Here is a 25,518-nt window from a genome sequence, read left to right as displayed (position 1 = left end):
TAAAAAGTTTTTTGCAAAAATAAATTTAATAATCTGTTTATACTAATGTGCCTTTATTTTTTTATCAATAAGAATTCAACAATTTTGGTAATAACTGTTGTATCGCCAAGAATTTTTCTGTGACCTAAATTATTTGTGATTAAAATTTCTTTATTGGATAATTTTTCAGCTAAATGATGTGCTTCTGAAACAGGAATATCATCATCATCGTTATCATGAATGACCAAAACTGGAATTTTGACTTCTTTTGCGGCTATATAAGCAGAAAAACTTTCCATTTCAAATTGATATTTCTTCTCAAAATTATTTCTCATTAAAACAGCAACTTTATTTGGCAAACCTATTTTCTCCACAAAAGTGTTTACAATATTTATGACGCTATTTCCACTTCCAATAACCACCGCTTTTTTAACTTGTAATCCTTTTTTAATCGCATTTAAAATTGACATCCCACCAAGTGAATGACCAACAGCAAATTCAAAAGGTCCATATGATTTTTCAACTGCTAAAATAGATTCAATAAATTCTAACATTAAAGTCGTTTTAGTTCCAGATTTTCCATGAGCAGGTGCGTCAAAACTGATAGTTGAATAACCATTTTCTAAAAAGGCATCGGCAATTTTAACTAATTGTGTGCCTCTACCCGACCATCCGTGAACTAAAAGTATTTTCTTATTAGAATTACCATAGCTATACACCACAATTTCTTTATTTATTGCAGGAACAAATAATTTCGTTTGAACAGCTTCAGCCTCCATGTGAAATTCGCGTTTAGGAATTTTATGTTTAATTGGAGTGATAAACAATTTTCGAGCATATTTTTCTGCTAAAACTGGGGAGATTTTATATAGAAATTGGCCTATTAAGATTACCAATTTAGGAACTCTATCATCGACTTTAGATGCTTTTTTTGGCATAATAAAAATTTTAAACAAAAGTAGGTAATAAATTTTGGAATGATTTTTGAATTTAACAAAAAAAATACAATAACTTTGTTTTATAAAATCTAAAAAAAAATGAAAACAGCAATAAAATCAGTATTAATCGTTGGGATATTAGTTGCTTCATGTGCTAAAAATCCTTTTACAGGTAAAAGTACGATGGCATTTGTACCAAATAGTCAAATATTTCCATCAGCATTTCAACAATATGGTCAGTTCTTATCTGAGAACAAAGTAGTAAAAGGTACTGCTGATGCAAAGCGAATTACTACTATTGGAATGAAAATTAAAGTCGCATCAGAAAGATATTTAAATGCCATTGGAAAATCAGATTATTTGAAAGATTATGCCTGGGAATATAATTTAGTGGATAGTAAAGAAGTAAATGCTTGGTGTATGCCAGGAGGAAAAATAGTTTTCTACACAGGTATTTTACCTATTTGTAAAGACGACGCTGGAATTGCTGCTGTTATGGGACATGAAGTTGCTCATGCATTAGCAAATCACGGGCAACAACGTATGAGCGCTGGATTATTACAACAAGTTGGAGCGGTTGGAGCACAACTAGCAGTTGGAAATAAAAGTGAAGAAACTCAAGCTTTAGCCATGCAAGCTTATGGTGCAGCTTCACAAGTTGGCGGAATGTTACCATTTAGTAGAGCTCATGAAAGTGAAGCAGATATGATTGGTTTAACTTTAATGGCGATTGCAGGTTATGATCCAATTAATGCGGTTAAAGTTTGGGAAAGAATGTCAGCGCATTCAGGCGGACAAGCGCCACCTGAAATTTTGAGTACGCACCCTAGCAACCAAACTAGAATAAACGAATTAACAGCTCTTTTACCTCAAGCTAGAGCGGAAGCTGCTAAATTTGGAGTAACATTTAAATAGTAAAAATATTATCTTATATTAGTCCCGATATTTATCGGGACTTTTTTTTTTTATAAAAATATACTTCATGAAACACTTAGAAAAAGGAAATAGTAAGTTATTAAACGCATGGGCTTTTTATGATTGGGCTAATTCGGTTTATTCATTAGTGATAACTTCTTCAATATTTCCATTATATTTTGGATATTTATTTACTAAAGAAAATCCAAACATTGTCCTTTTTGGTTCTCCTATAAAAGCAACTGCGTTAATAAGTTTCGTAACCGCTTTTGCTTTTTTATCTGTTGCCATTTTATCTCCAATTTTATCTGGAATAGCTGATTATTTAGGCAATAAAAAACGTTTCATGCAATTTTTTTGCTACTTAGGAGCATTTTCTTGTATTGGTTTATATTGGTTTACCAAAGAAAATGTGGTTTTTGGTATTTGTTGTTTCTATTTAGGATTATTAGGTTTTTGGGGAAGTCTAGTATACTATAATTCCTATTTATCAGACATTGCTTTCACAGAACAACATGATAAATTAAGTGCCAAAGGTTATTCATTAGGTTATGTTGGAAGCGTAGTTTTATTACTTATTTGCTTGTTTTTTATTTTAAGTCAAAAGGGTGAAGAAGCCCTAGAAGCTATGCGTCTTTCTTTTGTTTTTACAGGAATTTGGTGGTTAGTTTTTAGTCAGTATACTTTTTATTATTTACCAAAAGGGAACAAAAACAACAATCCAATTAATTTATCCATCTTTTTTAATGGTTTTAAAGAGTTGAAAAAAGTACAAGTTTTGTTTTTTAAAGATGAAGTCTTAAAGAAATTCTTATTTGCATTTTTTGTTTATAGTATGGCGGTTCAAACCGTAATGCTAGTAGCAACCTATTTTGGAGAACAAGAAATAAATTGGAAAAGCCCTGAACAAAAAACATCTGGGTTAATTATTAGCATTTTAGTGATTCAATTAGTTGCGATTTTAGGTGCGATTATGACTTCAAAATTAGCTTCAAAATTTGGTAACATTAAAACCCTAATTGTTATAAATAGTATTTGGATATTCATTTGTATTGGAGCATTTTTTGTGACAGAACCCATTCAATTTTACGCAACAGCTGCTATTGTAGGTTTAGTTATGGGTGGCATTCAATCTCTTTCTCGTTCAACTTTTTCAAAACTTATTCCAGAAACAAAAGACACCACTTCTTTTTTTAGTTTTTACGATGTTGCCGAAAAAATTGGAATTGTAATTGGAATGCTAATTTATGGCTTCATTGATCAGATTACTGGAAGCATGAGAAATGCCATTTTATTTTTAGTGCTATTTTTTGCAACAGGTGTATTTTTATTATTCAGGACCCTAAAAGTTCAAAAATAATTTTATATTTGACTTTTAAAACAAAACAACCATAAATAAAATATGAAAACAATTAAAAACCTACTTTCAATTTTTGTATTTATTACATCATTGACATTTGTTTCTTGTACAGATGAACCTATAGAACCATCTCTTTTAAATGAAAATCCTGATTTATCAGAATTACTTCCCATAATTACAACTACAACTGTTACAAATACAGTTTCAACATCTGCGGTTTCTGGTGGAACAATAACAACTGATGGAGGTTATGCTATAACAGCAAAAGGTGTGGTTTATGGTATTGCTCATAATCCAACATTAAGTGATTCTAAAACAAATGATGGTATCGGAAGTACAAATTTCGTATCAGTCATGAATAATTTAACACCTGCAACAGTATATTATATTCGTGCTTATGCAACTAATACTCATGGTACTTCTTATGGAAATGAAGTAGTAATTACAACTGAAGCTGCTTCACATTTACCAGTACTAACAAGTGCTGCTATTACTAATAATATATATCCAAGAGCAACTACTGGAGGTGACGTAACTGCTAACGGTGGTTCGGCTGTAATCTCAAGAGGAGTTGTCTGGGGCACAACTGCAAATCCAACAGTACCAAGTACTAACAAAACTATTGATGGTTTAGGAATCGGAGCATTTGTATCTACAATAGCTAATTTAAATGTAGCTCCAGGTTCAACTGTATATCTTAGAGCTTATGCAACTAATGCGTATGGTACTGCTTATGGTAATGAAATAACTTTTACAGCTGCACTTGATTTAGCAGATTATTCTCCAGCTATAATGTCAGCAAATATTAATGGAGTACAATTTGACAACATGAAACCATATTTATATGATCAAACTGGAATAGATGTACAAGTATTAAACAATAGTGCTACAATTGGTGCTCCAAGGTATTTAAAAATACAAGGTGTAACTAATGATAATTTAAATTCTCTTACTGAAATTAGCTTATACATTCCAAATAACCATTGGGCTGTTGGGACTTATCCATTAACAGAAAAAACTAATTTAACTACTAGTTTACTTTCTCAAGCTCAAGTTGATTTACCAAATGTTGCAGGTTCTCCTGTTGCTACAATAACAGCTGGATCGTTTACGATAACAGAATTCAATATTACAACAAGAAGAATTAAAGGAACATTTACTTTATCTTATACAACAAACCTAAATCCAGGTGTAACGTATCAAATTACAACAGGTACAATTAATTATGGTTTAGACGCAAGTTATATACAATAAAAAACAATTCATATAAACATCAAAATCCTGAATACACTTCGGGATTTTTTTTATAAATTTCACTTAATACTTGAATAAAAATTCACACATGAAAACAATTAAAAACCTACTTTCAATTTTTGTAATTATTACATCATTAACATTTAATTCTTGCGAAAATGAACCCGTAGATTCTTCTTTACTAAATCAAGACAATCAAGAAGAACCAATTAATTCTGATATATTACCAGTTTTAACAACTACATCAGTAACAAATATTACAGCAACAACATCAACTTCTGGTGGAGCAATAACTTCAGACGGAGGTTCAGCTATAACATCAAGAGGAGTAGTTTGGGGCACAAGTCCAAATCCAACATTAACAAATTCAAAAACAATTAATGGAATTGGAATTGGAAATTTCACTTCAACTCTTTCTAATTTAACTATGGGTAGTACGTATTATATACGTGCTTATGCAACTAATAGTAATGGTACTGCTTATGGTAATCAGCTATCATTTACAACTACTGGTTCTTCATTAAATCTTCCAATTCTTACAACTTCACCAGTGACAAATAATGTATTTCCCGGAGCAGTAAGTGGTGGAAATATTACTTCAGATGGTGGCTCAAATGTTATTACAAGAGGAGTAGTTTGGAGTACATCATCTAATCCTTCTTTGCCAAGTAATAATAAAACAGTAAATGGTTCAGGAATTGGTTCATTTATATCAACAATAGCACAATTACAAATTGTTCCTGGTACATTAGTTTATCTTCGTGCTTATGCGACTAATGCAAATGGAACTTCATATGGTAATCAAGTTACTTTTACTGCAGCTGTAAGTCAAGTAGATAATACTCCTGCATTAATGACAGCAAACATAAATGGAGTTCAGTTCAATAACATGAAACCATATTTATACTCATTTACTGGAAGTGATGTTGTAGTACAAAACAATGGAGCACCAGTTGGAGATCCAAGATATTTAAAGATTCAAGGTGATACTAGTGATAATTTAGGTTTTTTAACTGAAATTAATCTTCATATCCCAAATGCCAAATGGGTTCCAGGGACATATCCTTTAACTGAAACATTTGATCTTGGTGCCGGTGGCGGAAGTTTACTTTGTCAAGCAAATCTTGTTTTACCTTATGTTGGAGGTTTCCCAAATAATAGTATTGTTACAGGAGGTTCATTAACTATAACTGAATTTAATTTAACAACTAAAAGAATTAAAGGTACTTTTAATATATCGTATCAAACTATAACAACACCTGGAGTTACCTATCAAATTACAAATGGTACTTTTAACTACGGTTTAGATGCTAGTTATTTTAACTAAAAAAATCTAATCATTTATAATCTTAATCCCGAACTAACCTTCGGGATTTTTTTATGGCATAAATCTTGACTATTACTAGTGTAAATTATACTTCAATCCTTGTATTTATTGATAATTGCATCAATTCACAATAATTATTCGTAAATTTACTATCCCTTTTTAATGACAAAATGACTTATAAATAGATATGCCAAACCATAAAATATTAGCGATTGACAATTTGTCGCTTCAAGAAATAGATACAGAAGCAGAATTAATTCCATTAATGACTCCCGAAGATGAGGAGGAAATGAATAATGAAGAATTACCTGCAGATTTACCCATATTACCATTAAGAAACACCGTGTTGTTTCCTGGCGTAGTAATTCCTATTACTGCTGGTAGAGATAAATCAATAAAATTAATTAACGATGCTAATGCTGCCGGTAAAATTATTGGTGTCGTAGCTCAGAAAAATGAAGAGGATGAAGATCCAACTTCAGATCAAATTCATCATGTAGGAACAGTTGCTCGAATTATGCGCGTACTGAAAATGCCTGATGGAAATACAACCATAATTCTTCAAGGTAAAAAACGTTTTGAAATTGAGGAATTTACACAATCAGAACCTTACTTTAAAGCGAAAATTAAAGAAGTAACCGAAATTCGCCCAAAGAAAAACGACGAAGAATTTGCAACGATAATTGAATCGATTAAAGAAATGTCGATTGAAATTATAAAGGAAAGTCCGAATATTCCTTCGGAAGCTACTTTTGCAATAAAAAACATTGAGAGCAATCCGTTTTTAATCAATTTTGTGTCGTCTAACATGAATTTAAACGTGGAAGACAAACAAAACTTACTTTCTATTGTCGATTTAAAACAACGCGCTTTAGAAACGTTACGTTACATGAATTTAGAACTTCAGAAATTGGAGTTGAAAAATGATATTCAATCTAAAGTTCGATTCGATTTAGACCAACAACAGCGTGAATATTTCTTGCAACAACAAATGAAAACTATCCAAGAAGAATTGGGTGGCGTTTCACACGATGCAGAAATTGAAGAAATGCGTAACAAAGGAAAAGCTAAAAAATGGGATGCAAAAACAGCGGAACATTTCGAAAAAGAAATTTATAAATTACAACGTACGAATCCAAATTCACCAGATTTTGGAATCCAACGTAACTATTTAGATTTATTTTTAGAATTGCCTTGGAATGAGTTTTCTAAAGATAAATTCGACCTTAAAAAAGCGCAACAAATTTTAGATCGTGATCATTTTGGTTTAGAAGATGTCAAAAAACGTATCATAGAACATTTGGCTGTTTTAAAATTACGAAACGATATGAAATCGCCAATTTTATGTTTATACGGACCTCCAGGTGTGGGTAAAACTTCAATTGGAAAATCGGTTGCAGAAGCTTTAGGAAGAGAATATGTTCGTATTTCATTAGGTGGATTACGTGATGAAGCAGAAATTCGTGGACACAGAAAAACCTATATTGGTGCGATGCCAGGAAGAATTATTCAATCTATCAAAAAAGCAAAAACTTCGAATCCTGTTTTCGTATTAGATGAAATTGATAAATTATCTACGAGTCATAATGGCGACCCATCTTCTGCCCTATTAGAAGTTTTGGATCCAGAACAAAATAGTGATTTCCATGACAATTTCTTAGAATTAGGTTACGACCTTTCAAAAGTAATGTTCATTGCTACAGCAAACAGTTTATCAACTATTCAGCCTGCTTTAAGAGACAGAATGGAAATTATAAATATGTCTGGCTATACGATTGAAGAAAAAATTGAAATTGCGAAAAACTTCTTGTTACCAAAACAATTAAAAGAGCATGGATTAACTTCAAAAGATTTACAAATTGGCAAAAAACAATTAGAAAAAATCGTAACGGGTTATACTCGTGAATCTGGAGTTCGTAGTTTAGACAAAACCATTGCACAAATGGTTCGTTATGCTGCAAAATCTGTAGCAATGGAAGAAGAATACAACAAAAAAGTAACGGATGAAGACATTCTTGAAGTGTTAAAATCGCCAAGAATGGAACGCGATAAATATGAAAATAACGATACAGCTGGTGTGGTGACAGGTTTAGCTTGGACATCAGTTGGTGGTGATATTTTGTTTATTGAATCTTTAGTTTCTAAAGGAAAAGGTGCGATGACCATGACAGGAAATTTAGGAACTGTGATGAAAGAATCAGTTACGATTGCTTTGGAATATATACGTGCGAATTCAAAACAATTGAATATTGATCCAGATATTTTAAACCAATACAACATTCACATTCACGTGCCAGAAGGTGCTACTCCAAAAGACGGACCAAGTGCTGGAATAGCTATGTTAACGTCAATGGTTTCTAGTTTTACGCAAAATAGAATTAAGAAAAATATTGCCATGACAGGCGAAATTACTTTACGTGGAAAAGTGTTACCTGTTGGTGGAATAAAAGAAAAAATATTAGCAGCAAAACGCGCAAATATTAAAGAAATTATTTTGTGTAAAGAAAACAAACGTGATATTGAAGAAATTAAAGCTGATTATTTAACAGGTTTAACGTTCCATTATGTGGATACAATGAAAGAAGTAATTGATATTGCAATTTTGAAAGACAAAGTGAAAAATGCAATTACTTTTGATATCAAGAAATAATTAAAAACGTCAGTTCATGTGTTCCGATTTTTCATCGGAATGTATTGAGAACAGATAACAACTCAAAAACCTATAAGTAGTTTAACTTATAGGTTTTTTTCTTTATATTTGAACGAAGAAAGATTTATTCATTTGTTATGAGATTCTTCCTTCGTCAGAATGACAAGATTGCGTGTAGTTTGTCCTTCAAAATAAAATCAGTTTAAATTAGCGTTGCGAAGCATACGTAAAATCCGCGTCCCAAAAAAATGAAAATACTACTTGTAGGAGAATTTAGTCGGTTACATAATTCATTAAAAGAAGGACTTTTGGCTTTAGGCCACGAAGTAATTTTAGTAAATAATGGCGATGGATTTAAAAACTTTCCTGCTGATATTAGTATTCGAGCTAACTTTTTCAAATCAAAATTAGGAAACATTCCAAGACAAATTTGGTTCAGAATTTTCAAATATGATTTGGTTCTATTGGAACACGGAATTCGTTTTTGGTGGATTTCTAAAAAGCTTAAAGACTTTGATATTGTTCAGTTAATTAACGAAAGTCCGATACAAACAACATCCAAATTAGAATTATTTTTACTAAAACGAATCTTCAAACAAAACCAAAAAATCTTTTTATTATGTTGCGGAATTGACTATTCAACCGTAAGTCATATGCTTCAGAAAAAAGACCGTTATTCGGTTATGAATGCCTATTTTGAAGATATTCCAGAAGCAAAAAAACAATACGATTACTTTTTCGACTTTGTAGATAAACCACATAAAAAAATTCATACTTTTTTGTATAAAAACATTCGTGGTGTAATTGCATCAGATTTAGATTATGTGCGACCATTATTGGGAAATAAAAAATATTTAACTATAATAGCCAACCCAATAAACACAGATAAAATTACGGTTATTGAAAATAAAATTTATGATAAAATAAATATATTTCTTGGCATCAATACCGGAAATTCTTATAAAAAAGGAATTTCATTTTTCGAAAAAGCAATTGCAATCATTCAAGAAAAATATCCAAATACTATAAAAGTAAAAATCACAAAAAACATACCGTATTCCGACTATCAAAAACACTTCGAAAAAGCACATATTTTATTAGATCAAGTTTATGGTTTCGATCAAGGTTTTAATGCTTTAGAAGCAATGGCTAAAGGAAAAGTGGTATTTACTGGAGCGGAAACTGAATTCTTAAATCAATATCATTTACAAGAAGATGAAGTAGCAATAAATGCTTTGCCAGATGTTGATTATTTAGTTACAAAACTATCCTTTTTAATTGAAAATCCGTCCGAAATAGAACGAATCGGTAAAAATGCCATTCAGTTCATTCAAAAGGAACATCATTATATTACTCAGGCTGAGAAATATGTTGAACTTTGGAAAACCAATTAAATTTTTCTTTCAAAAATAACAACACTACAATTAGCATAAAAAACTCATACGGAAATGCATACTTAGCATTTGTTCCATAAACAACTAAAGCTTGCAAAATTGCAGCAGCGTGAATAAAAGCCAAAAGAATCATTACAGCATTAATTTTTCTATTCTTTATTAAATCATATAAATAGTAAAAACTCAATAATAGAAAGACAAATTTTAGAATTAATACTATAAAAATTTGAATAGAATTAATCACTGAAATTACAGAATTAAACATATTATCTTGAAATTTCATATGAGGTTTCATATCAAATACTTTCCAGAAATCAAACCACGAATTGGTAATCGAATAATAAAAATAATCTCCTAAATTAGTAGCAATTGTTGCTTTTGCATACTTTCCAAATTGATTGGTAACATCAGCAAATTTTGTGTATTTTGGTGCTAAATGTTGGCCGCCCCAAACTTTCCAAACCGCCATAGATGCATCTTCACCATTTTGCAACATTTCCTCTCTGTATTTTACATAGGGCTTCATTATATAATCATATTCTTTTGGACCTTTTTCAGCAAAATAAAGACAGTTTTGAGCTAAATTTAATCCAAAATACGCTGTTGGTTCAAAATATCCGATTTTCTCTTCAACAAAACTACACCAACTAAAATAGGCATACATTGGTAAAATAAAAAGGATTAATTTAACTGAAACCAACTTCTTGAAAGAAAAATTTTTAATAAGGTATAAAGCGAAAATTAAAAACGGATAAAATATAAAAAAAGGTTTTACCAAAATTAAAATCGTGATAAGAATACTCAAAATGATTTCAACAATAATTTCCTTTTTCTCGAAATAATTATTCAATAAAAAATAGAATAAAATAGAGTTTAATAATAGCATGAACGTTTCTGCTAAAATAAACGTTTCATAAAAGAAATTTTGCAAATACAAAGACGAAAACAACGTTACATAAAACGCAATTTTTTGCGAAAAATTCAAGTTTAACAGCGTTTTAAACCAAAAAACAGCCGTAACAATTCCCATTAACATTTGAACCAATACAACTAAAATTTTATCGTGATTAAGTAAGTAAATAACATACGGATAACCGGGAGTTCTTTCACCCAAATAATCATCAAAATTGTCGTTAATTAATTCTTTAACAAAATGATTAAAAGCCCAACTATCAGGTGCTTCAGAAAAATTATCATACCCAATAAAAAAGAATAATTTAGCTACAAAAAGCAATAAAATTAACCCGTAAATGTGTTTGTTATTTTGTATATGTTGCTTCATTTTTTTTGGAGAAAAAGTTGTTTTTAATAAATAGTAAAACGATTGTAATCATAATAAATTCGAAAGGAAAACTGTATCGTGCATTGGAACCATAAACGACTAAAGCTTGCAAAATTGCAGTTGAAAGCACAATTAAAACCAATAATAATTCAATATTGAAAAGTCTGTTTTTTAAAAATCGGAAAATATAAACTGGTATTAAAAACAAAAATAAAATTTTAATTAATCGTAAAAAAATACGTTCCAAATTCCAGATATGAATTAAACCTTTACTGTTTTCAAATGTATTTGCACTTACCATTTCGACATTCCAAAACTCTTTAAAAGAAAGGAAAATTACTTGTTTTATATATAAACCAAAATTGTTTTTGATTGTTATATCTGCACATTTCCCAAACTCGTTTGACAATTGTGGAAAGCTCAAATTTTTATAATTAAAATCACCCTTATCTACAGCATACCAAATACACATTGGACTTCCTAATCCCTTTTCAGAATGTAAATCCCTCTGTTTCAAATACGGTTCTTTGATCCATTTGAATTCTTCTGGTGCTTTTTCAATAAAATTAACACAGTTTTGAATTTTATTAAGTCCGAAATAAGTCGAAGAAACAAAATAATCCGTGTTCACAAAATTCACATAAGACCAAGAAACAAACACCACTAATGGTAAAATTAACAGTAGTAATTTCTGCTTAATAATATTTTTCAAATTGAAATTATTATAAACAAAGTAAGTAAAAATTACAAATGGCAAATAAATATAAAAAGGCTTTAAAAGTACTAAAATTGCCAAACAAAATGCAATCTTTAAAATGTGATTTTTAAGAATATAATAAATCAATAATGTAATTAAAAACAGATTAATTGTTTCAATTAATATTGCGTTTTCGTAAGACAAAACATGAAGAAACGAACTGAAAAAAAAGGAAATAGTCAATGAAACAAAAGAATCACATTTAAAGTGATTTAAAATCTTATACCACAAAACTGAAGAAAATATTCCAATTACAATTTGAAAAAAAACAACAAATTGGAGAGAATTTCCTAAAAAAGAAATTAACAATGAATAACCAGGAGAACGACCGCCAAAATAACCTTTTATTGAACCTGAAGAAATAAGTTTAGCCAAATCAATATAAGTTTGACTATCATTAGGTAATAGAATTTTTTGATTCAAATAATAGAATAAAACTCTAAAAACCAAACTAAAGATAACTAATATTGAAATCGGATATTTTTTAAAATGCCTAATCATATTTTCTATAAATTTGAAATAATTGAAAAGGAATTCGTAAAAAATCACGAACTTTAATTTTCGAATTTCCAATTTCTTCCCATTTTTCTAATGGAATTTCTTTTACTACTTTTCTTAAATCATGAATCTTTTGTAAACGTTTTAATAATTCTACATCAAACAACCATTTAGAAATAAAAGGCTTCTCAAAAATTTGTTTAGCCGTATGAAAAACAATTACTTTCGCGCCACATTGCGTATCATAAACTGGCACTTTCAGTACAAATTGACTCACAATTGTAGCGAAAATTCGACCAAAATAATGTCTTTTAAGAGAACGTTGCACACCGTTTCCAATCAATTTAATTCGGGCGCCCATTACCATTTTATAGTTTGGATTTTGAACTGAAAACTGAATTAATTTATCTAATTCTGAAAAAGGTGTGGCTAAATCTGCATCATAATAAGAAATGAAATCTGCTTCTGAAATGGATAAAACCGCCGATCGGATGGCTTCTGCTTTACCAACATTTTTATCTAATTTTAAAACTTCAACATTTAAAAATTCAGATTGAAATTGTTCTAAAATGGCAATAGTATTATCTAAACTTCCATCATCAACTAATAAAAAATTATAATGTGGAAATTCATTAAAAATTACATGAAAATTCTCCAAATTAATTCTTTCGACTTCGTTATAAAACGGAATTACAATTACTATTTTCATTTGAAAATTTTTCTAAAATAAATTACTAAAACTAACAAATACATAAAATAAGTAAACGTATGAGCCATAACAATCCCGTTAATTCCATTCGCATGCAACATCCAATTCGACGAATAATACATGATAAATAAAGAAACGATTTCAGTAATTATAAATACTTTTGTTAGCTTTTTTGCGATTAAAATTGTTCCAAAAATTAAGGAAGTTGCTTTTAATAAATCGCCCACCAATTGCCATAAAAACAAAGATTCCATCGTTTCGAATTCAGCAGAAAACAAAACCTGAATAATAAATTGTCGTAACAAATAAATTATAGCTAAACCAATTGCAAATAGAGGGATTATCGTTTTTAAATAATTGAAAACAATTTCTTTTGTATTCGAATTTGATTCCGCTAATTTCGGATAAAAATAAATTGCCATTATGGAAGAAATAAACAACAAATAATAAGAGGAAATTCGTTGTAAACCTTCATAAATTCCAGCGTTTTTCAAACCCGTAATTTCAATTACATCTGTACGAATTTCTAATAAAACAAATGAACCTATCACGCCCGAAACTAAAGCCATTAATACATATTCAGACAAGTTTTTAACCACCGAAAAATCAAAAGATTTTATCGAAAAAACATCAGAAAACGAAATCATGTTTCTCAGGTGAAAAAGACTCACAAAAAAAACGAAAACAGGTGCTAAAACCAATGAAATTAAAGCGCCGAAAGTATCGTAATAATAGATTAAGAAAACAGAAAAAACCAAAGCAATACTGCTTGAAATTATCTGAATGTAAATTACTTTTTTATACTGCTGAAAACCATTAACAACTGATATACAATACGTTGAAAAAACATATAAGGGAAATAAAATCGCTAAAACATAAAATACAAAACTATATATTTCGGAATGATGAAAGATTTGCTTCGATAAATAATTCGCACCGAAAATTAAAACCAAACTAATTACAATCGAAGAAGTCAAAAGCAACAATCCGAAAGTAGCTAAAACCGATTTTAATTTAAGCTTATCATTCTGATATTCAGAAACATATTTTACAATTGCATTCTGAATCCCGAGTAAAGAAAAGTTTTCAACTACATTTAAAAAAGCTCTGAAATTCCCGATATATGCCATTCCGTTTGCGCCAACAAAAATAGCTAACGCCTTGGAAGTGATAAAACCAAAAACCAATTTCAACAAAATATGCACGCTATTCAAAGAAGTAATTTTGAATAACGGCTGTTGAATTATTTTCTTGATTTTAGACAATTAATAGGTATTTAAAGTGGAAATAATATGTGAAATTTCATCATCTGACAAAACAGAACTCATTGGTAAACTCAATACTTCTTGATGAATTTTCTCCGTAATTGGCAAACTAAGCTGATTGAAATTTTGTAAAGCTTTTTGTTTGTGAGGTGGAATTGGATAATGAATTACTGTTTCAATTCCGTTATTCCATAAATATTCTTGTAAATTGTCTCTTTTTTCGGTACGAATTACAAATAAATGAAACACGTGTTTATCGAAATTTTCACAAGTTGGTAAAACAATTTTAGTATTCGTAATTTCTGCTAAATAACGTTTTGCAACATTTTTTCGTGCTTCGTTTTCAGCATTTAAATGTGGTAATTTAATACTTAAAAAAGCGGCTTGCAATTCGTCTAAACGAGAATTTACACCAATATAATCGTTATGATATTTTTTGTCTGATCCATAATTTCTTAAAGAAAACAATACTTCAGCTAGTTTATCATCGTTAGTTGTAATGGCACCACCATCTCCTAAAGCACCTAAATTTTTACCCGGATAAAAACTAAAACCTCTCGTGTGACTTCCTTCAAATGGTAATCCGTGAGCTTGAGCCGCATCTTCAATAATCAGCAAATTATGTTTATAACCTAACTCCATAATTTTGTCCATTTCCACCAATTGACCGTATAAATGAACCAATAAAATGGCTTTAGTTTTTGGTGCTATTTTTTCCGAAATTAAATCGGGATTGATATTGTAGCTTTCGATATTTGGCTCAACAAAAACGGGAACTAAATCGGCTTGTAAAATCGCTAAAATACTTGCGATATAAGTATTTGCTGGTACAATTATTTCATCACCTTTTTGTAAATTACCAAGTTGAATGTAGGCTTTTAAAATTAGCACCAACGCATCTAACCCATTTCCTACTCCAATGCAATGTTTTGCGTTAGAATATTGGGCAAAGTTTTTTTCAAATTGTTTGACTTCGTTACCTAAAATATACCAACCTTTATCTAAAAATTCTTTTGTTTTTGATAAAAATTGCGTTTCAAAAGGTTGATTCAGTTTTTGTAAATCGAGGAATTTTATCATAGTAACACTTGATTTAATTTAACAAAATTCTTGGTTTCTATTTCATAAAAATTCTGAGCAATAGTTCTAGCTCCAAAAGATTCTTTCCAATAATGCAGACTTTCATTTAAATTTCGTCCACTATTTTCATTAGAAATTCCGAAATCAAAATACTTCTCATTCTTAAAAACACTTGTAATCAAATGATTATACAAATAATCTAAACCACCATATAAATTATTAAACGCTGTGTTTCCTGAAATATATTGAGGATGAATTACATTTTTTGTGATGAAAACAGTCACTCCGCCAACCAATTTATCTTCAAAATAGACGTTAAATTGTCTTATCAATTTAGGGAATTTCGATTTTAAATACGTTATCTCTTCTAAAGAATGTACTGGATTGGTGTTGTATTTAGAATTTAAATTAGGAATTAATAACTCTTTCCAAAAGGAATCAAAAGTATCTTCTTCAATAATTTGTAATTGATGTTTTTTTCCAGTTTCAATTCCACGTTTTCTAACACGAGAAATTTCAATTTTATTAGATAAATCAAGTATTGCAATCGCATCTCTTCTGACTAAATTGGCATTTAAAAGGAAAGCCAAATATTCCATTTCATCAGAAGGAAAATTATTGTAAATATTTGGAATTATTTTAAGTTGCAACTTTTCAATTCCAGCTTCGGATAAAAATTTTAAAAGTTGATAATTCAACTGAATTACTTCCGAAAGTTTACTATTTTCATCTAAAACCAAACCACCATAAGTTAATCCTTGATGAGAATAAACTACATTATCCAAAATATTTCCAGGAAGAATAGCCTTCAAAATGTCTTTTTTATCAAAAATAAGTAAGGAAAAATCTTGAAATTTATCGGAATGATATTCCATAAAATCTCTATGAAATAAGAAAGTAGCATTTTTAGCATTGGCTACAAAATTATTCCACATTTGATAATGTTCAGAAGTATATTTTACTATTTTATATGTATTCATAAGAGAAATCTTTGGGGAAATTAGTGAATTTTATTACTTTGGTAAAATTATTGACCATAAATATTAAAATTACTTCCACTTGATGAAAAAATTACTTGTATTTATTTTATTTGTATTTCAGCATACTTTTTCTCAAAACATTGGTTTATATAGCCAGTTTAATGGAAGATATGATTTTACATTTGTTGGAAACACTTTAAATCCAGTTGAAAATTCATTTCAAACTTTTCCTGCATCTGTACTTACCACTTCAAATGCCACTTTAACTTTAAATTCAGGAGATGTAATTGAAAGTGCTTATTTATATTGGGCAGGTTGTGGGACTGGTGATTTTGGTGTAAAATTAAACGGAACTGATATAACAGCAACACGAACTTTTTCAAATACTTTAGTTCAAGGGCAAACTTTTAATTATTTTAGTGCTTTTGCTGATGTAACTCCTCAAATTCAAGCGACAGGAAATGGTGTTTATACATTTTCAGATTTAGACGTTAGTAGTTTTTTACCCTTACACTCGCAAAACAGTACAAATTTTGCAGGATGGGCTTTAATTATAGTTTTTAAAAACCCAGTATTACCATTAAACCAATTAAATATTTATGATGGTATGCAAGTCGTTTCAGCTTTACAGAATAATTTAAATGTGACTTTAAACGCCTTAAATGTTATTGACAATTTAGATGCTAAAATTGGTTTTTTAGCTTGGGAAGGTGATAGCGGTTTAGCCGTTAATGAAACTTTAAGAATTAACGGGAATATTATTAGTAATCCGCCATTAAACCCCGCAAACAATGCCTTTAATGGAACTAATTCTGTAACCAATTCCAACACACTTTATAATATGGATTTGGATATTTATAACATTCAAAACAATATAAATGTTGGTGACACTTCAGCTTTAATTCAATTAACTTCCGGACAAGATTATGTTATGGTTAATGCGATTGTTACTAAATTAAACAGTCAGTTACCAGATGCCAGAATTACTTTTACAGCACCAGATTTAAGCTGTAATGTTAGAGAATTGACTTTAAATTACACCGTTACCAATTTTAATTCCACAGCTGATTTACCAGCAAATACACCAATTACCTTTTATGCTGATGGCGTAGTAATTGGTTCTACTTTTACTCAAAATAGTATTCCGATAGGTGGTTTTGAAAATGGAACAATAATCGTAACTATACCAGCATCTATTCCGCTTCAATTTAATTTAATGGCACAAGTTGACGATATCGGAAATGGAACTGGAATTATAAATGAAATTTCGGAAAGTAATAATTCTTTCACATTGCCAATTCTTCTTTTGGCATCACCAAATTTTAATCAACCTGAAGATTTAGTTAGCTGTAATTTAGGATTAACCCGTGCTAAATTTGATTTTTCTTCCTATGCGAATTCCATAAAAATTGAAACTAATGATTTGGTAGCTTTTTACGAGTCTGAAAATGATGCAATTGCTGAAATAAATCAAATTGCCAACACTACAAACTTTGAAGCAGTAACTACTCCTAAAACTATTTGGGTACGAATTGAAAATACGGATGGTTGTTTCTCTATAACTTCCTTTTTATTGAAATCGAGAAATTGTGAAATAATTGTTTATAATGCGGTTTCACCAAATAATGATGGCTTAAATGATACTTTTTTTATTGATGGTTTACGAAATATTTATGTGAATTTCAGTCTAGAAGTTTATAACCGCTGGGGAAGATTAATTTGGACAGGAAATAACAACAAACCAGATTGGGATGGAAAAGCAGAAAATTCAGTTGGGGATTCAGATTCTCCTGGCGGAACCTACTACTATATTCTGTATTTGAATGACCCTAAATATCCAGATCCAATGAATGGTTATTTATATTTGAAAAGATAAATAATTACATATTTCTCGTATAGAAATTATAATCTTTTAAAACGGTTCTCATAAATTCTACATCCGTATTTGAATTGTATTTTATACCTGTTACGTCAATAATTTTCTTTCTCATTTTAGAAATGGTCACAAAATCTTTAGATTGTAAACACGTCTCAAAAGTATCTTTAATAATTCGCATATCGTTATCAGAAAGTTTAATTACTTCAGGATAAATAGGCACGTAATCCTCATGTAATTCTTGAAGAATAGTATGATTAATATTTATTTTGTTTTTAAGTGAAATTACAGCAGTTCCGGCAGCAATATCTCCTAATCTTTGATTTTTTTTGCTTGTTGCAATGAAAATCAAACCTATAATTCCACTACCAATTAACACATCAACAGTTCTAAATAACCATCTGATTAAATAATCTCCAAAACCAGCTTGATAACCATCAATTTTAATGACTTTAATTTTCATTATTTTTTTACCAATGGTTCGACCTTCCCATAAACTTTCCTGAAGTAAACTATAAATGATAACCGGAGAAAATATCATAATATATACTGCTCTTGTAGACCATGAATCCTTAAAATCTAAATTATCACTAAATCCAGTATAATCTAAAAGATAAGAAACAGAAATTATATAGGCCAATTGAACCAACATATCAAGTATTTGACCAATAATTCTATCACCAACACTTGCTGCTGTAAAATTTATATTAACATTTTGTGTAGTTGTTATGGATAATTGATTCATAATTTATATTTTAGCACTTCATGAGAGAAGTAGCATTTATTAAGCAAAATAAACCAAAATGGCTCGACTTTGAGCAAGCAATTTTTGGTAAAACTAAAAAAAATCCTGATGATTTAGCTAATTTGTACATACATTTAGTTAACGATTTGTCTTACGCGCAAACGTATTACCCAAAAAGTAAAACCGTTGTATACTTAAATCACTTGGCTTCACAAACGTATCAAAAGATTTATAAAACGAAAAGACAAGACTCAAATAGACTAGCCTTTTTCTTTAAAGAGGAAGTTCCAATGCTAGTTTATGAATACAGAAGATATGTTTTGTATGCTTTTATTTTATTTTTTTTACTAACAGGAATTGGTGTAGTTTCTGCACATTATGATGATTCTTTTGTACGATTAATTCTTTCTGATGGTTATGTAAATGAAACTTTAGAGAATATTAAAAAAGGAAATCCGGTTGCTATTTATAAATCTGGCAGCAATTGGGGAAGTTTCATAGGTATTACTTTTAACAATTTAATGGTTGGAATTAAGTCGTATTTCTATGGCATTTTCGCAGGAATTGGTACGTTCTATATTTATATGTTCAATTGTATTATGATAGGTTCTTTTCAATATTTCTTTTATCAACAAGGTGTTTTATGGCAAAGTGTTAGAGGAATTTGGATTCATGGTTCTATGGAAATTTTCGCAATTGTAATTGAAGCAGCTTGCGGCTTTGCTTTAGGAGCTAGTATTTTATTTCCAAAAACGTTCTCGCGTTTAAATTCATTTAAAATTGGTTTTAAAAATACATTTAAAATATTCTTGAGTACATTTCCTTTTACAATTGCCGCTGGTTTTTTAGAAGGCTACATCACCAGATATTCTGTAGAAATGCCAAATTGGCTTAGCATTGGAATCATCTTAATTACATTATCTATTATCAGTTTTTATTATTTAGTATATCCATTTATTGTTAATCGAAAAATTAAATTACATGTTCCAACTCTATAAAAAAAGAAATTTTAACGACTTAATTGGGGATACTTTTAACTTTTTTAAAGTGCACGGAAAAAATTATTTCGCCAACTATATTGCTATAAATGGTGGAGTTCTTTTAGTATTGATCGTATTACTTTACTTTTTCATAAAAATATTTTATGATGGTCTTTTTACAAATGGATTACCAAATAGCGGAAACGGATTTGAAAGCTATTTTCTGCAAAATATTGAATTATTTATCGGATACGGAATTGGTGCTTTTATTTTAATCTTAATTCTAACTTTAATTAATAGCTTATATCCAATAGCCTATTTAAAATTAGTTGAAAGAAATGAAGAAACTAACACTACAAACATCTGGAAATATATTAAATCAAAAATTGGAAAATCTTTAGTTTTCTTTCTTTTATCTTTAGTAATTCTTTTTCCAATTACCATTATTATTGGATTTTTATGTTTTGCTTTAGTTTTTATATTAATCGGAATTCCTCTGATTTTAATTGTAATTCCAGCCCTTTTCACTTGTATTTCATTTACTTATTATAATTACATTACAACAAATGAAGGTTACTTTGATTCTCTATCAAAAGGCTATAAATTATTTACAAAAAAACCTTGGCCTTTGATTGGTTCAACAATGATTATATATTTTATAGTAAACACGGTCGTTTCATTTATCTCATTCATTCCTTATTTTATTGGAATATTTGGTGTTATGTTCAACATTGAAACTGAAGGGATAGAAAATCAACAAGAAACGATTTCGTTTATGATCATAATGTTTGGAATCACATTTATTCTATCAATTAGTTTAAATTATTTATTACAAAATATAATTTCTATAAATCAAGGAATTATGTATTATTCTATGATTGATGAAACGGAAAAAACAAGTAATATTTCTGAAATTGACTTAATTGGAAGCAATGAAGAATAAGTTTATTTACCTCCTATTTCTATTTTCAATTGTTTTTTCAAATGCGCAAGAAGAAGTGGATTCTTTAGCCATTCGTTCCAAAGAAAACACAGCATATTACGCTACTTCAAAACCCGTAGAAAAAAAGTTTGAAGCTAATTTTCAATCAAAATATAAAGGTGAAGCATATAATTATCAACCTAAATTAGAAAACACGCAGCTTACAGCTTGGGAAAAATTCAAGAAAAAAATCGCTGATTTCTTTAGCCGATTGTTCAGTTTTTCAAATAACGGAAAAGTGTTTTCTAACTTTGAAATTATTATGAAAGTACTAGGCTTTGCTATTATTGGCTTTGTAATTTTTATGATTGTAAAATTAATTCTAAACAAAGAAGGCGGTTGGGTTTTTAGTCGAAATAAGAAAAAAATAAATGTTGGAACTATGGATGAAGAAAACATTCATTTTATCAATTTTAAAGATGTGATTGCTACAGCTAAGTCAAAAAATGAATTCCGAATTGCAACTCGATATTATTATTTATGGTTATTAAAATCGCTTTCCGATAGAACAATTATCGATTGGGATATTGAAAAAACGAACACCGATTATTTAATTGAAATTAAAAATAATGGGCTAAAAAAAGAATTCGAATTTTTATCTTACATCTATGATTATTGTTGGTACGGTGAATTTGAATTAACTCAAGAAGACTTCGCCAAAGCTGAAAATCATTTTATAAACGCCATCCAGAATAGATAATTATGGGTAAAAATATCAAAATACTTATTTTCTTTTTAGTGCTGGTTTTGGTTCTGATTATTTTTGCCGATTCTAACAAGAAAAAACCTTTAAATTGGAGACAAACTTATGGTTTAAACGATAAAATTCCGTTTGGATTAAAAGTTTTCAACGATGAATCTGAAGGTTTATTTAAGAATCAAAATTTAGAAAAATTTTCAGAAACGCCCTATGAGTTTTTTTACGGTACAAATTCATCTGTAAGCGATAGTAACTATTATGAAGAAAACGTTCCTCCAGTTGTTGTAGATACAATTGATGACCAATTTGCAGATACAATTACTTACGAAAATGAAAGTGACACTGTTTCATATAACAACGTTAGTGATACCCTTTCTTTTGACACTATTTCTGTTGATAACAGTTCATATGAAGAAAATGTTATTCAAAGTGTTGAAGTTAGAGATAATAAAAACGGGACTATTTTTGCAATTTCAGATTTCTACAAATTTGACGAAAGATCAACAGAAGAATTATTATATTATGTTGAAAGAGGAAACACGGTTTTTATTAGCTCAACAACAATGCCTGATATTTTAAAAGATTCTTTGAATTTTGAAGTAATGTTAAGGAATCATATCGAAACAAAATTAAAAAGCACATTAGTAAACTCAAACATAAATTTCGAATTTGACAAAGGTGCTTCCGATTATTATTTTAGTAAATTTGATAAAAACACCACTACTATTTTAGGGAATATTCACGATGAAAAATACACTTTACCTAATTTTGTAGAAATAAAACATGGTGAAGGTAAATTTGTATTACACTTACAACCTATTGCTTTTACCAACTATTATTTACTGAAAAACAATTATAAATATATCGAAACTGTTTGTTCACATATTGATTCTGAAACAATTTATTGGAGTGTTGAAGGAAGTCAAGAAAGTTCAATTTCAGATAGTCCTTTACGTTTTATATTCAGTCAACCTGCCTTAAAATGGGCTTGGTATTTAGGTTTGTTTGGAATAATCATTTTTATGCTTTTCAATGCAAAAAGAAGACAACGCATTATTCCTATAACAGAACCTGTGAAAAACACAACCGTAGAATTTGCTAAAACAATTGGAAATTTATACTTTTTAGAAAAAAATCACAAAGACATAGCCGAAAAGAAAATAGTATATTTCTTAGAGAAAATTAGAAAAGAATATTACTTAGAAACAACTGTTTTAGATGAAACTTTCATGAACAGATTACATCAAAAAACATCAAAAGACAAAACAGATATTGTGAAAGCAATTAATAAAATAAATCATATAAAAAATAGTTCTTCTTTAACTGAAAAAGATCTAGTTGAACTGAATACACTAATAGAAAAACTTAATTTATAGTTATAAAATATGGAATCATTTGAATCAAACGAAGTAAACGAAACAACAGAAACAAACGAAAATGTGAATTTTCAATCAAGAATTAATCTAGAACCTTTAAAAACGAGTGTTGATAAAATCCGACACGAATTAGGAAAAGTAATTGTTGGTCAGCACAAAATGGTGGATCAATTAATCGTTTCTATTTTGGCAAATGGTCATATTTTGTTAGAAGGTGTTCCTGGTGTGGCAAAAACGCTTACAGCAAAATTATTATCAAAGTCTATGGCTTTAGATTTTAGTAGAATTCAATTTACGCCAGATTTAATGCCATCAGATATTATTGGAACTTCGGTTTTCGATTTATCAAAGTCAAATTTCGAATTTAAAAAAGGTCCTGTTTTTTCTAACTTTATTTTAATTGATGAGATAAACCGTGCGCCTGCCAAAACTCAAGCAGCTTTGTTTGAAGTGATGGAAGAAAGACAAATTACAGTAGATGGAAAAACGTATATTATGGACGAACCCTTTTTAGTAATTGCTACTCAAAATCCAATTGAACAAGAAGGAACATATCGTTTACCTGAAGCACAATTAGACCGTTTTTTATTCAAAATTAGCATTGGTTATCCAAATTTATCCGAAGAAATTACCATTCTTCAAAAAGAAAACGAATTGCAAAACAGAAATAAAATGGCTGATGTGGCTACAATTGTTTCTAAAAGTGAGATCAAAGAATTTCAAGGTTTATTAAAGCAAATTATTATTGAGCCACAATTAATTGAATACATTGCAAAAGTAGTTTTAAACACGCGTGAAAATCCATTTTTATATTTAGGAGCATCACCTAGAGCTTCAATTGCCATTTTAAATGCTTCAAAAGGTTTCGCAGCTATAAAAGGAAGAGATTTCGTAACACCAGAAGATATTAAAGAAGCAGCAATTCCTGTTTTACAACACCGTGTAGTTGTTACGCCAGAAAGAGAAATGGAAGGAATTAGCGCCTCTGAAATTATCAAACAAATTGTGGATTCAGTAGAAATTCCAAGATAAAACTAAATTATGATGTTTGTCAAGCTGAACTTGTTTCAGCTTCTCTCAATAATTAAAAGATTCTGAAACAAGTTCAGAATGACAACGAATATTTTAACAATTCCAAAATGAAATTATATAAACAATTATTCATCAATAACTTTTTCTTCTATTGCTTAATGGGAGTCATTACTTGTTTTATACTTTCATTCTTTTTTCCTGCTTTGTATTCTGCAAGTTGGTATGTGTTTTTTATTTTATTAGTTTTCACGATTATCGATTATATTTTACTATTTTCTTTCGGACAAAAAATCAAAGCCAACAGAATTACACCTGAAAAATTATCAAATGGTGATGAGAATGAAATCATAATCAAAATTTCAAATCAGTACACCTTCCCTATTGAAATAAATGTGGTGGATGAAATTCCGTTTCAATTTCAGGTTCGAAATTTTACTATTCAGAAAAAAATAAAAGCTCAAGAAAAAACCGATTTAAAGTATTTTCTCCGACCAACAGAAAGAGGCGAATATGCTTTCGGAAACCTAAATATTTATGCCATTTCGCCATTAAAATTACTTTCGAAAAGATATACTTTCGATAACGGTCAAATGGTGCCAACTTATCCCTCGTACATTCAATTGAGAAAATACGATTTGATTGCTTTTTCGAATAAATTATTCCAACACGGATTGAAAAAAATTAGAAGAATTGGTCATACCATGGAATTTGAACAAATTAAAGAATACGTTCAAGGTGACGACATGAGAACCATAAACTGGAAAGCAACTGCCAAGAAAAACGCTTTGATGATTAATCAGTTTCAAGATGAAAAATCACAAAATGTGTATATGGTTATTGATAAAGGTCGTGTCATGAAAATGCCTTTTAATGGTTTAAGCTTACTTGATTATGCGATAAATGCGACTTTAGTTTTATCCAACGTAATTTTAAAGAAAAACGACAAAGCTGGAATGTTTACTTTTTCCAAAAAGGTAGAAAACAGAATTGTTGCCGAAAGAAGAAGCAGTCAAATGAATCTGATTTTGGAAAATTTATACAACATCAAAACAAATTATTTTGAAAGCGATTTCAGCCGTTTGTATGTCGACGTTAAAAAGCATATTAATCAAAGAAGTTTGATTGTTTTATATACGAATTTTGAAACTTTAGATGGTTTAAATCGCCAATTACCTTATTTAAAAGGAATTGCAAAAAATCATTTACTTATGGTTGTGTTCTTTAAAAACACAGAGTTAAATGATTTAATTGATAAAAAAGCAGAAAATATTCAAGAAGTTTACGATAAAGTAATTGCAGAAAAATTCGATTTTGAGAAACGATTAATCGTAAACGAATTAAGAAAATACGGAATTTACGCTTTATTAACACAACCTGAAAGTCTAACTATTGATACTATAAATCAATATTTAGAAATTAAAGCAAGAGGAATTTTATAA

21 protein-coding genes are annotated in these 25,518 nt (G+C 29.4%); 13 read left to right on the top strand and 8 right to left on the bottom strand.

Translation table 11 applies throughout. The features are described from left to right. Positions 1–53: 53 nt before the first annotated feature. Positions 54–917, bottom strand: coding sequence for an alpha/beta fold hydrolase (locus G6N05_RS01745; protein ID WP_166124841.1), 864 nt, complete (start codon positions 915–917; stop codon positions 54–56). Positions 918–1,016: 99 nt separating this feature from the next. Between G6N05_RS01745 and G6N05_RS01740 the strand changes: the two genes are divergently transcribed. From G6N05_RS01740 to G6N05_RS01715, 6 genes are all read left to right on the top strand, one after another. After that, entirely contained in the window at positions 1,017–1,832 is an 816-nt protein-coding gene (locus G6N05_RS01740; RefSeq protein WP_166124840.1) for a M48 family metallopeptidase, read from the top strand. Positions 1,833–1,899: 67 nt separating this feature from the next. Next, entirely contained in the window at positions 1,900–3,192 is a 1,293-nt protein-coding gene (locus G6N05_RS01735; protein ID WP_166124839.1) for an MFS transporter, read from the top strand. A 42-nt stretch (positions 3,193–3,234) separates the two neighbouring features. Then, positions 3,235–4,446, top strand: a complete 1,212-nt coding sequence (locus tag G6N05_RS01730) for a hypothetical protein (RefSeq protein ID WP_166124838.1) — start codon at positions 3,235–3,237, stop codon at positions 4,444–4,446. A gap of 88 nt (positions 4,447–4,534) precedes the next feature. Continuing rightward, complete coding sequence (locus tag G6N05_RS01725; protein WP_166124837.1) at positions 4,535–5,773, top strand: hypothetical protein; 1,239 nt, start codon at positions 4,535–4,537, stop codon at positions 5,771–5,773. Positions 5,774–5,960: 187 nt separating this feature from the next. Further along, the gene (gene lon / locus G6N05_RS01720) at positions 5,961–8,423 is read left to right on the top strand and encodes an endopeptidase La (RefSeq protein ID WP_166124836.1); all 2,463 of its coding nucleotides are present in this window, start codon (positions 5,961–5,963) and stop codon (positions 8,421–8,423) included. A gap of 248 nt (positions 8,424–8,671) precedes the next feature. After that, complete coding sequence (locus G6N05_RS01715; protein WP_166124835.1) at positions 8,672–9,817, top strand: glycosyltransferase; 1,146 nt, start codon at positions 8,672–8,674, stop codon at positions 9,815–9,817. Here G6N05_RS01715 and G6N05_RS01710 read toward each other — a convergent pair. The 6 genes from G6N05_RS01710 to G6N05_RS01685 form a co-directional block, all read right to left on the bottom strand. After that, positions 9,774–11,099, bottom strand: a complete 1,326-nt coding sequence (locus G6N05_RS01710; RefSeq protein ID WP_166124834.1) for a hypothetical protein — start codon at positions 11,097–11,099, stop codon at positions 9,774–9,776. The genes G6N05_RS01715 and G6N05_RS01710 overlap by 44 nt on opposite strands. After that, a complete protein-coding gene (locus tag G6N05_RS01705; protein ID WP_166124833.1) occupies positions 11,077–11,811 on the bottom strand; it encodes a hypothetical protein in 735 nt (244 codons plus the stop codon). The genes G6N05_RS01710 and G6N05_RS01705 overlap by 23 nt, the downstream gene beginning before the upstream one ends. A 538-nt stretch (positions 11,812–12,349) precedes the next feature. Next, the gene (locus G6N05_RS01700) at positions 12,350–13,063 is read right to left on the bottom strand and encodes a glycosyltransferase (protein ID WP_166124832.1); all 714 of its coding nucleotides are present in this window, start codon (positions 13,061–13,063) and stop codon (positions 12,350–12,352) included. Next, complete coding sequence (locus tag G6N05_RS01695) at positions 13,060–14,328, bottom strand: O-antigen translocase (RefSeq protein WP_166124831.1); 1,269 nt, start codon at positions 14,326–14,328, stop codon at positions 13,060–13,062. Before G6N05_RS01695 ends, G6N05_RS01700 begins: the two co-directional genes overlap by 4 nt. Next, positions 14,329–15,408, bottom strand: coding sequence for a DegT/DnrJ/EryC1/StrS family aminotransferase (locus tag G6N05_RS01690; protein ID WP_166124830.1), 1,080 nt, complete (start codon positions 15,406–15,408; stop codon positions 14,329–14,331). Then, the gene (locus tag G6N05_RS01685; RefSeq protein ID WP_166124829.1) at positions 15,405–16,388 is read right to left on the bottom strand and encodes a GNAT family N-acetyltransferase; all 984 of its coding nucleotides are present in this window, start codon (positions 16,386–16,388) and stop codon (positions 15,405–15,407) included. Before G6N05_RS01685 ends, G6N05_RS01690 begins: the two co-directional genes overlap by 4 nt. A gap of 82 nt (positions 16,389–16,470) precedes the next feature. On the opposite strand from G6N05_RS01685, the gene G6N05_RS01680 reads away from it, so the two are divergent. Continuing rightward, positions 16,471–18,264: a gliding motility-associated C-terminal domain-containing protein gene (locus G6N05_RS01680; RefSeq protein ID WP_166124828.1), complete on the top strand. Its 1,794-nt coding sequence runs from the start codon at positions 16,471–16,473 to the stop codon at positions 18,262–18,264. Between the two features lie 4 nt (positions 18,265–18,268). On the opposite strand, the gene G6N05_RS01675 is transcribed toward G6N05_RS01680, so the two are convergent. Further along, on the bottom strand, positions 18,269–19,009 hold the full coding sequence (locus G6N05_RS01675; protein ID WP_166124827.1) for an RDD family protein: 741 nt from the start codon (positions 19,007–19,009) through the stop codon (positions 18,269–18,271). A 20-nt stretch (positions 19,010–19,029) separates the two neighbouring features. Here G6N05_RS01675 and G6N05_RS01670 point away from each other — a divergent pair, with 20 nt between their 5' ends. From G6N05_RS01670 to G6N05_RS01645, 6 genes are all read left to right on the top strand, one after another. Then, on the top strand, positions 19,030–20,007 hold the full coding sequence (locus G6N05_RS01670) for a stage II sporulation protein M (RefSeq protein ID WP_166124826.1): 978 nt from the start codon (positions 19,030–19,032) through the stop codon (positions 20,005–20,007). Further along, complete coding sequence (locus tag G6N05_RS01665) at positions 19,991–20,932, top strand: DUF4013 domain-containing protein (protein WP_166124825.1); 942 nt, start codon at positions 19,991–19,993, stop codon at positions 20,930–20,932. The genes G6N05_RS01670 and G6N05_RS01665 overlap by 17 nt, the downstream gene beginning before the upstream one ends. After that, positions 20,922–21,671, top strand: coding sequence for a DUF4129 domain-containing protein (locus tag G6N05_RS01660; RefSeq protein WP_166124824.1), 750 nt, complete (start codon positions 20,922–20,924; stop codon positions 21,669–21,671). The genes G6N05_RS01665 and G6N05_RS01660 overlap by 11 nt, the downstream gene beginning before the upstream one ends. Positions 21,672–21,673: 2 nt before the next feature. After that, complete coding sequence (locus G6N05_RS01655; RefSeq protein ID WP_166124823.1) at positions 21,674–23,047, top strand: DUF4350 domain-containing protein; 1,374 nt, start codon at positions 21,674–21,676, stop codon at positions 23,045–23,047. A 9-nt stretch (positions 23,048–23,056) separates the two neighbouring features. Beyond that, positions 23,057–24,079 (top strand): AAA family ATPase, encoded by a 1,023-nt coding sequence (locus G6N05_RS01650; RefSeq protein ID WP_166124822.1) that lies wholly within the window; start codon positions 23,057–23,059, stop codon positions 24,077–24,079. A 107-nt stretch (positions 24,080–24,186) separates the two neighbouring features. After that, entirely contained in the window at positions 24,187–25,518 is a 1,332-nt protein-coding gene (locus G6N05_RS01645) for a DUF58 domain-containing protein (RefSeq protein ID WP_166124821.1), read from the top strand.

The organism is Flavobacterium bernardetii (genome assembly GCF_011305415.1).
In the GTDB taxonomy this organism is placed as follows: domain Bacteria; phylum Bacteroidota; class Bacteroidia; order Flavobacteriales; family Flavobacteriaceae; genus Flavobacterium; species Flavobacterium bernardetii.
Note: the sequence above shows the minus strand (reverse complement) of the source record. Positions and strands in the feature narration are given on the sequence as shown.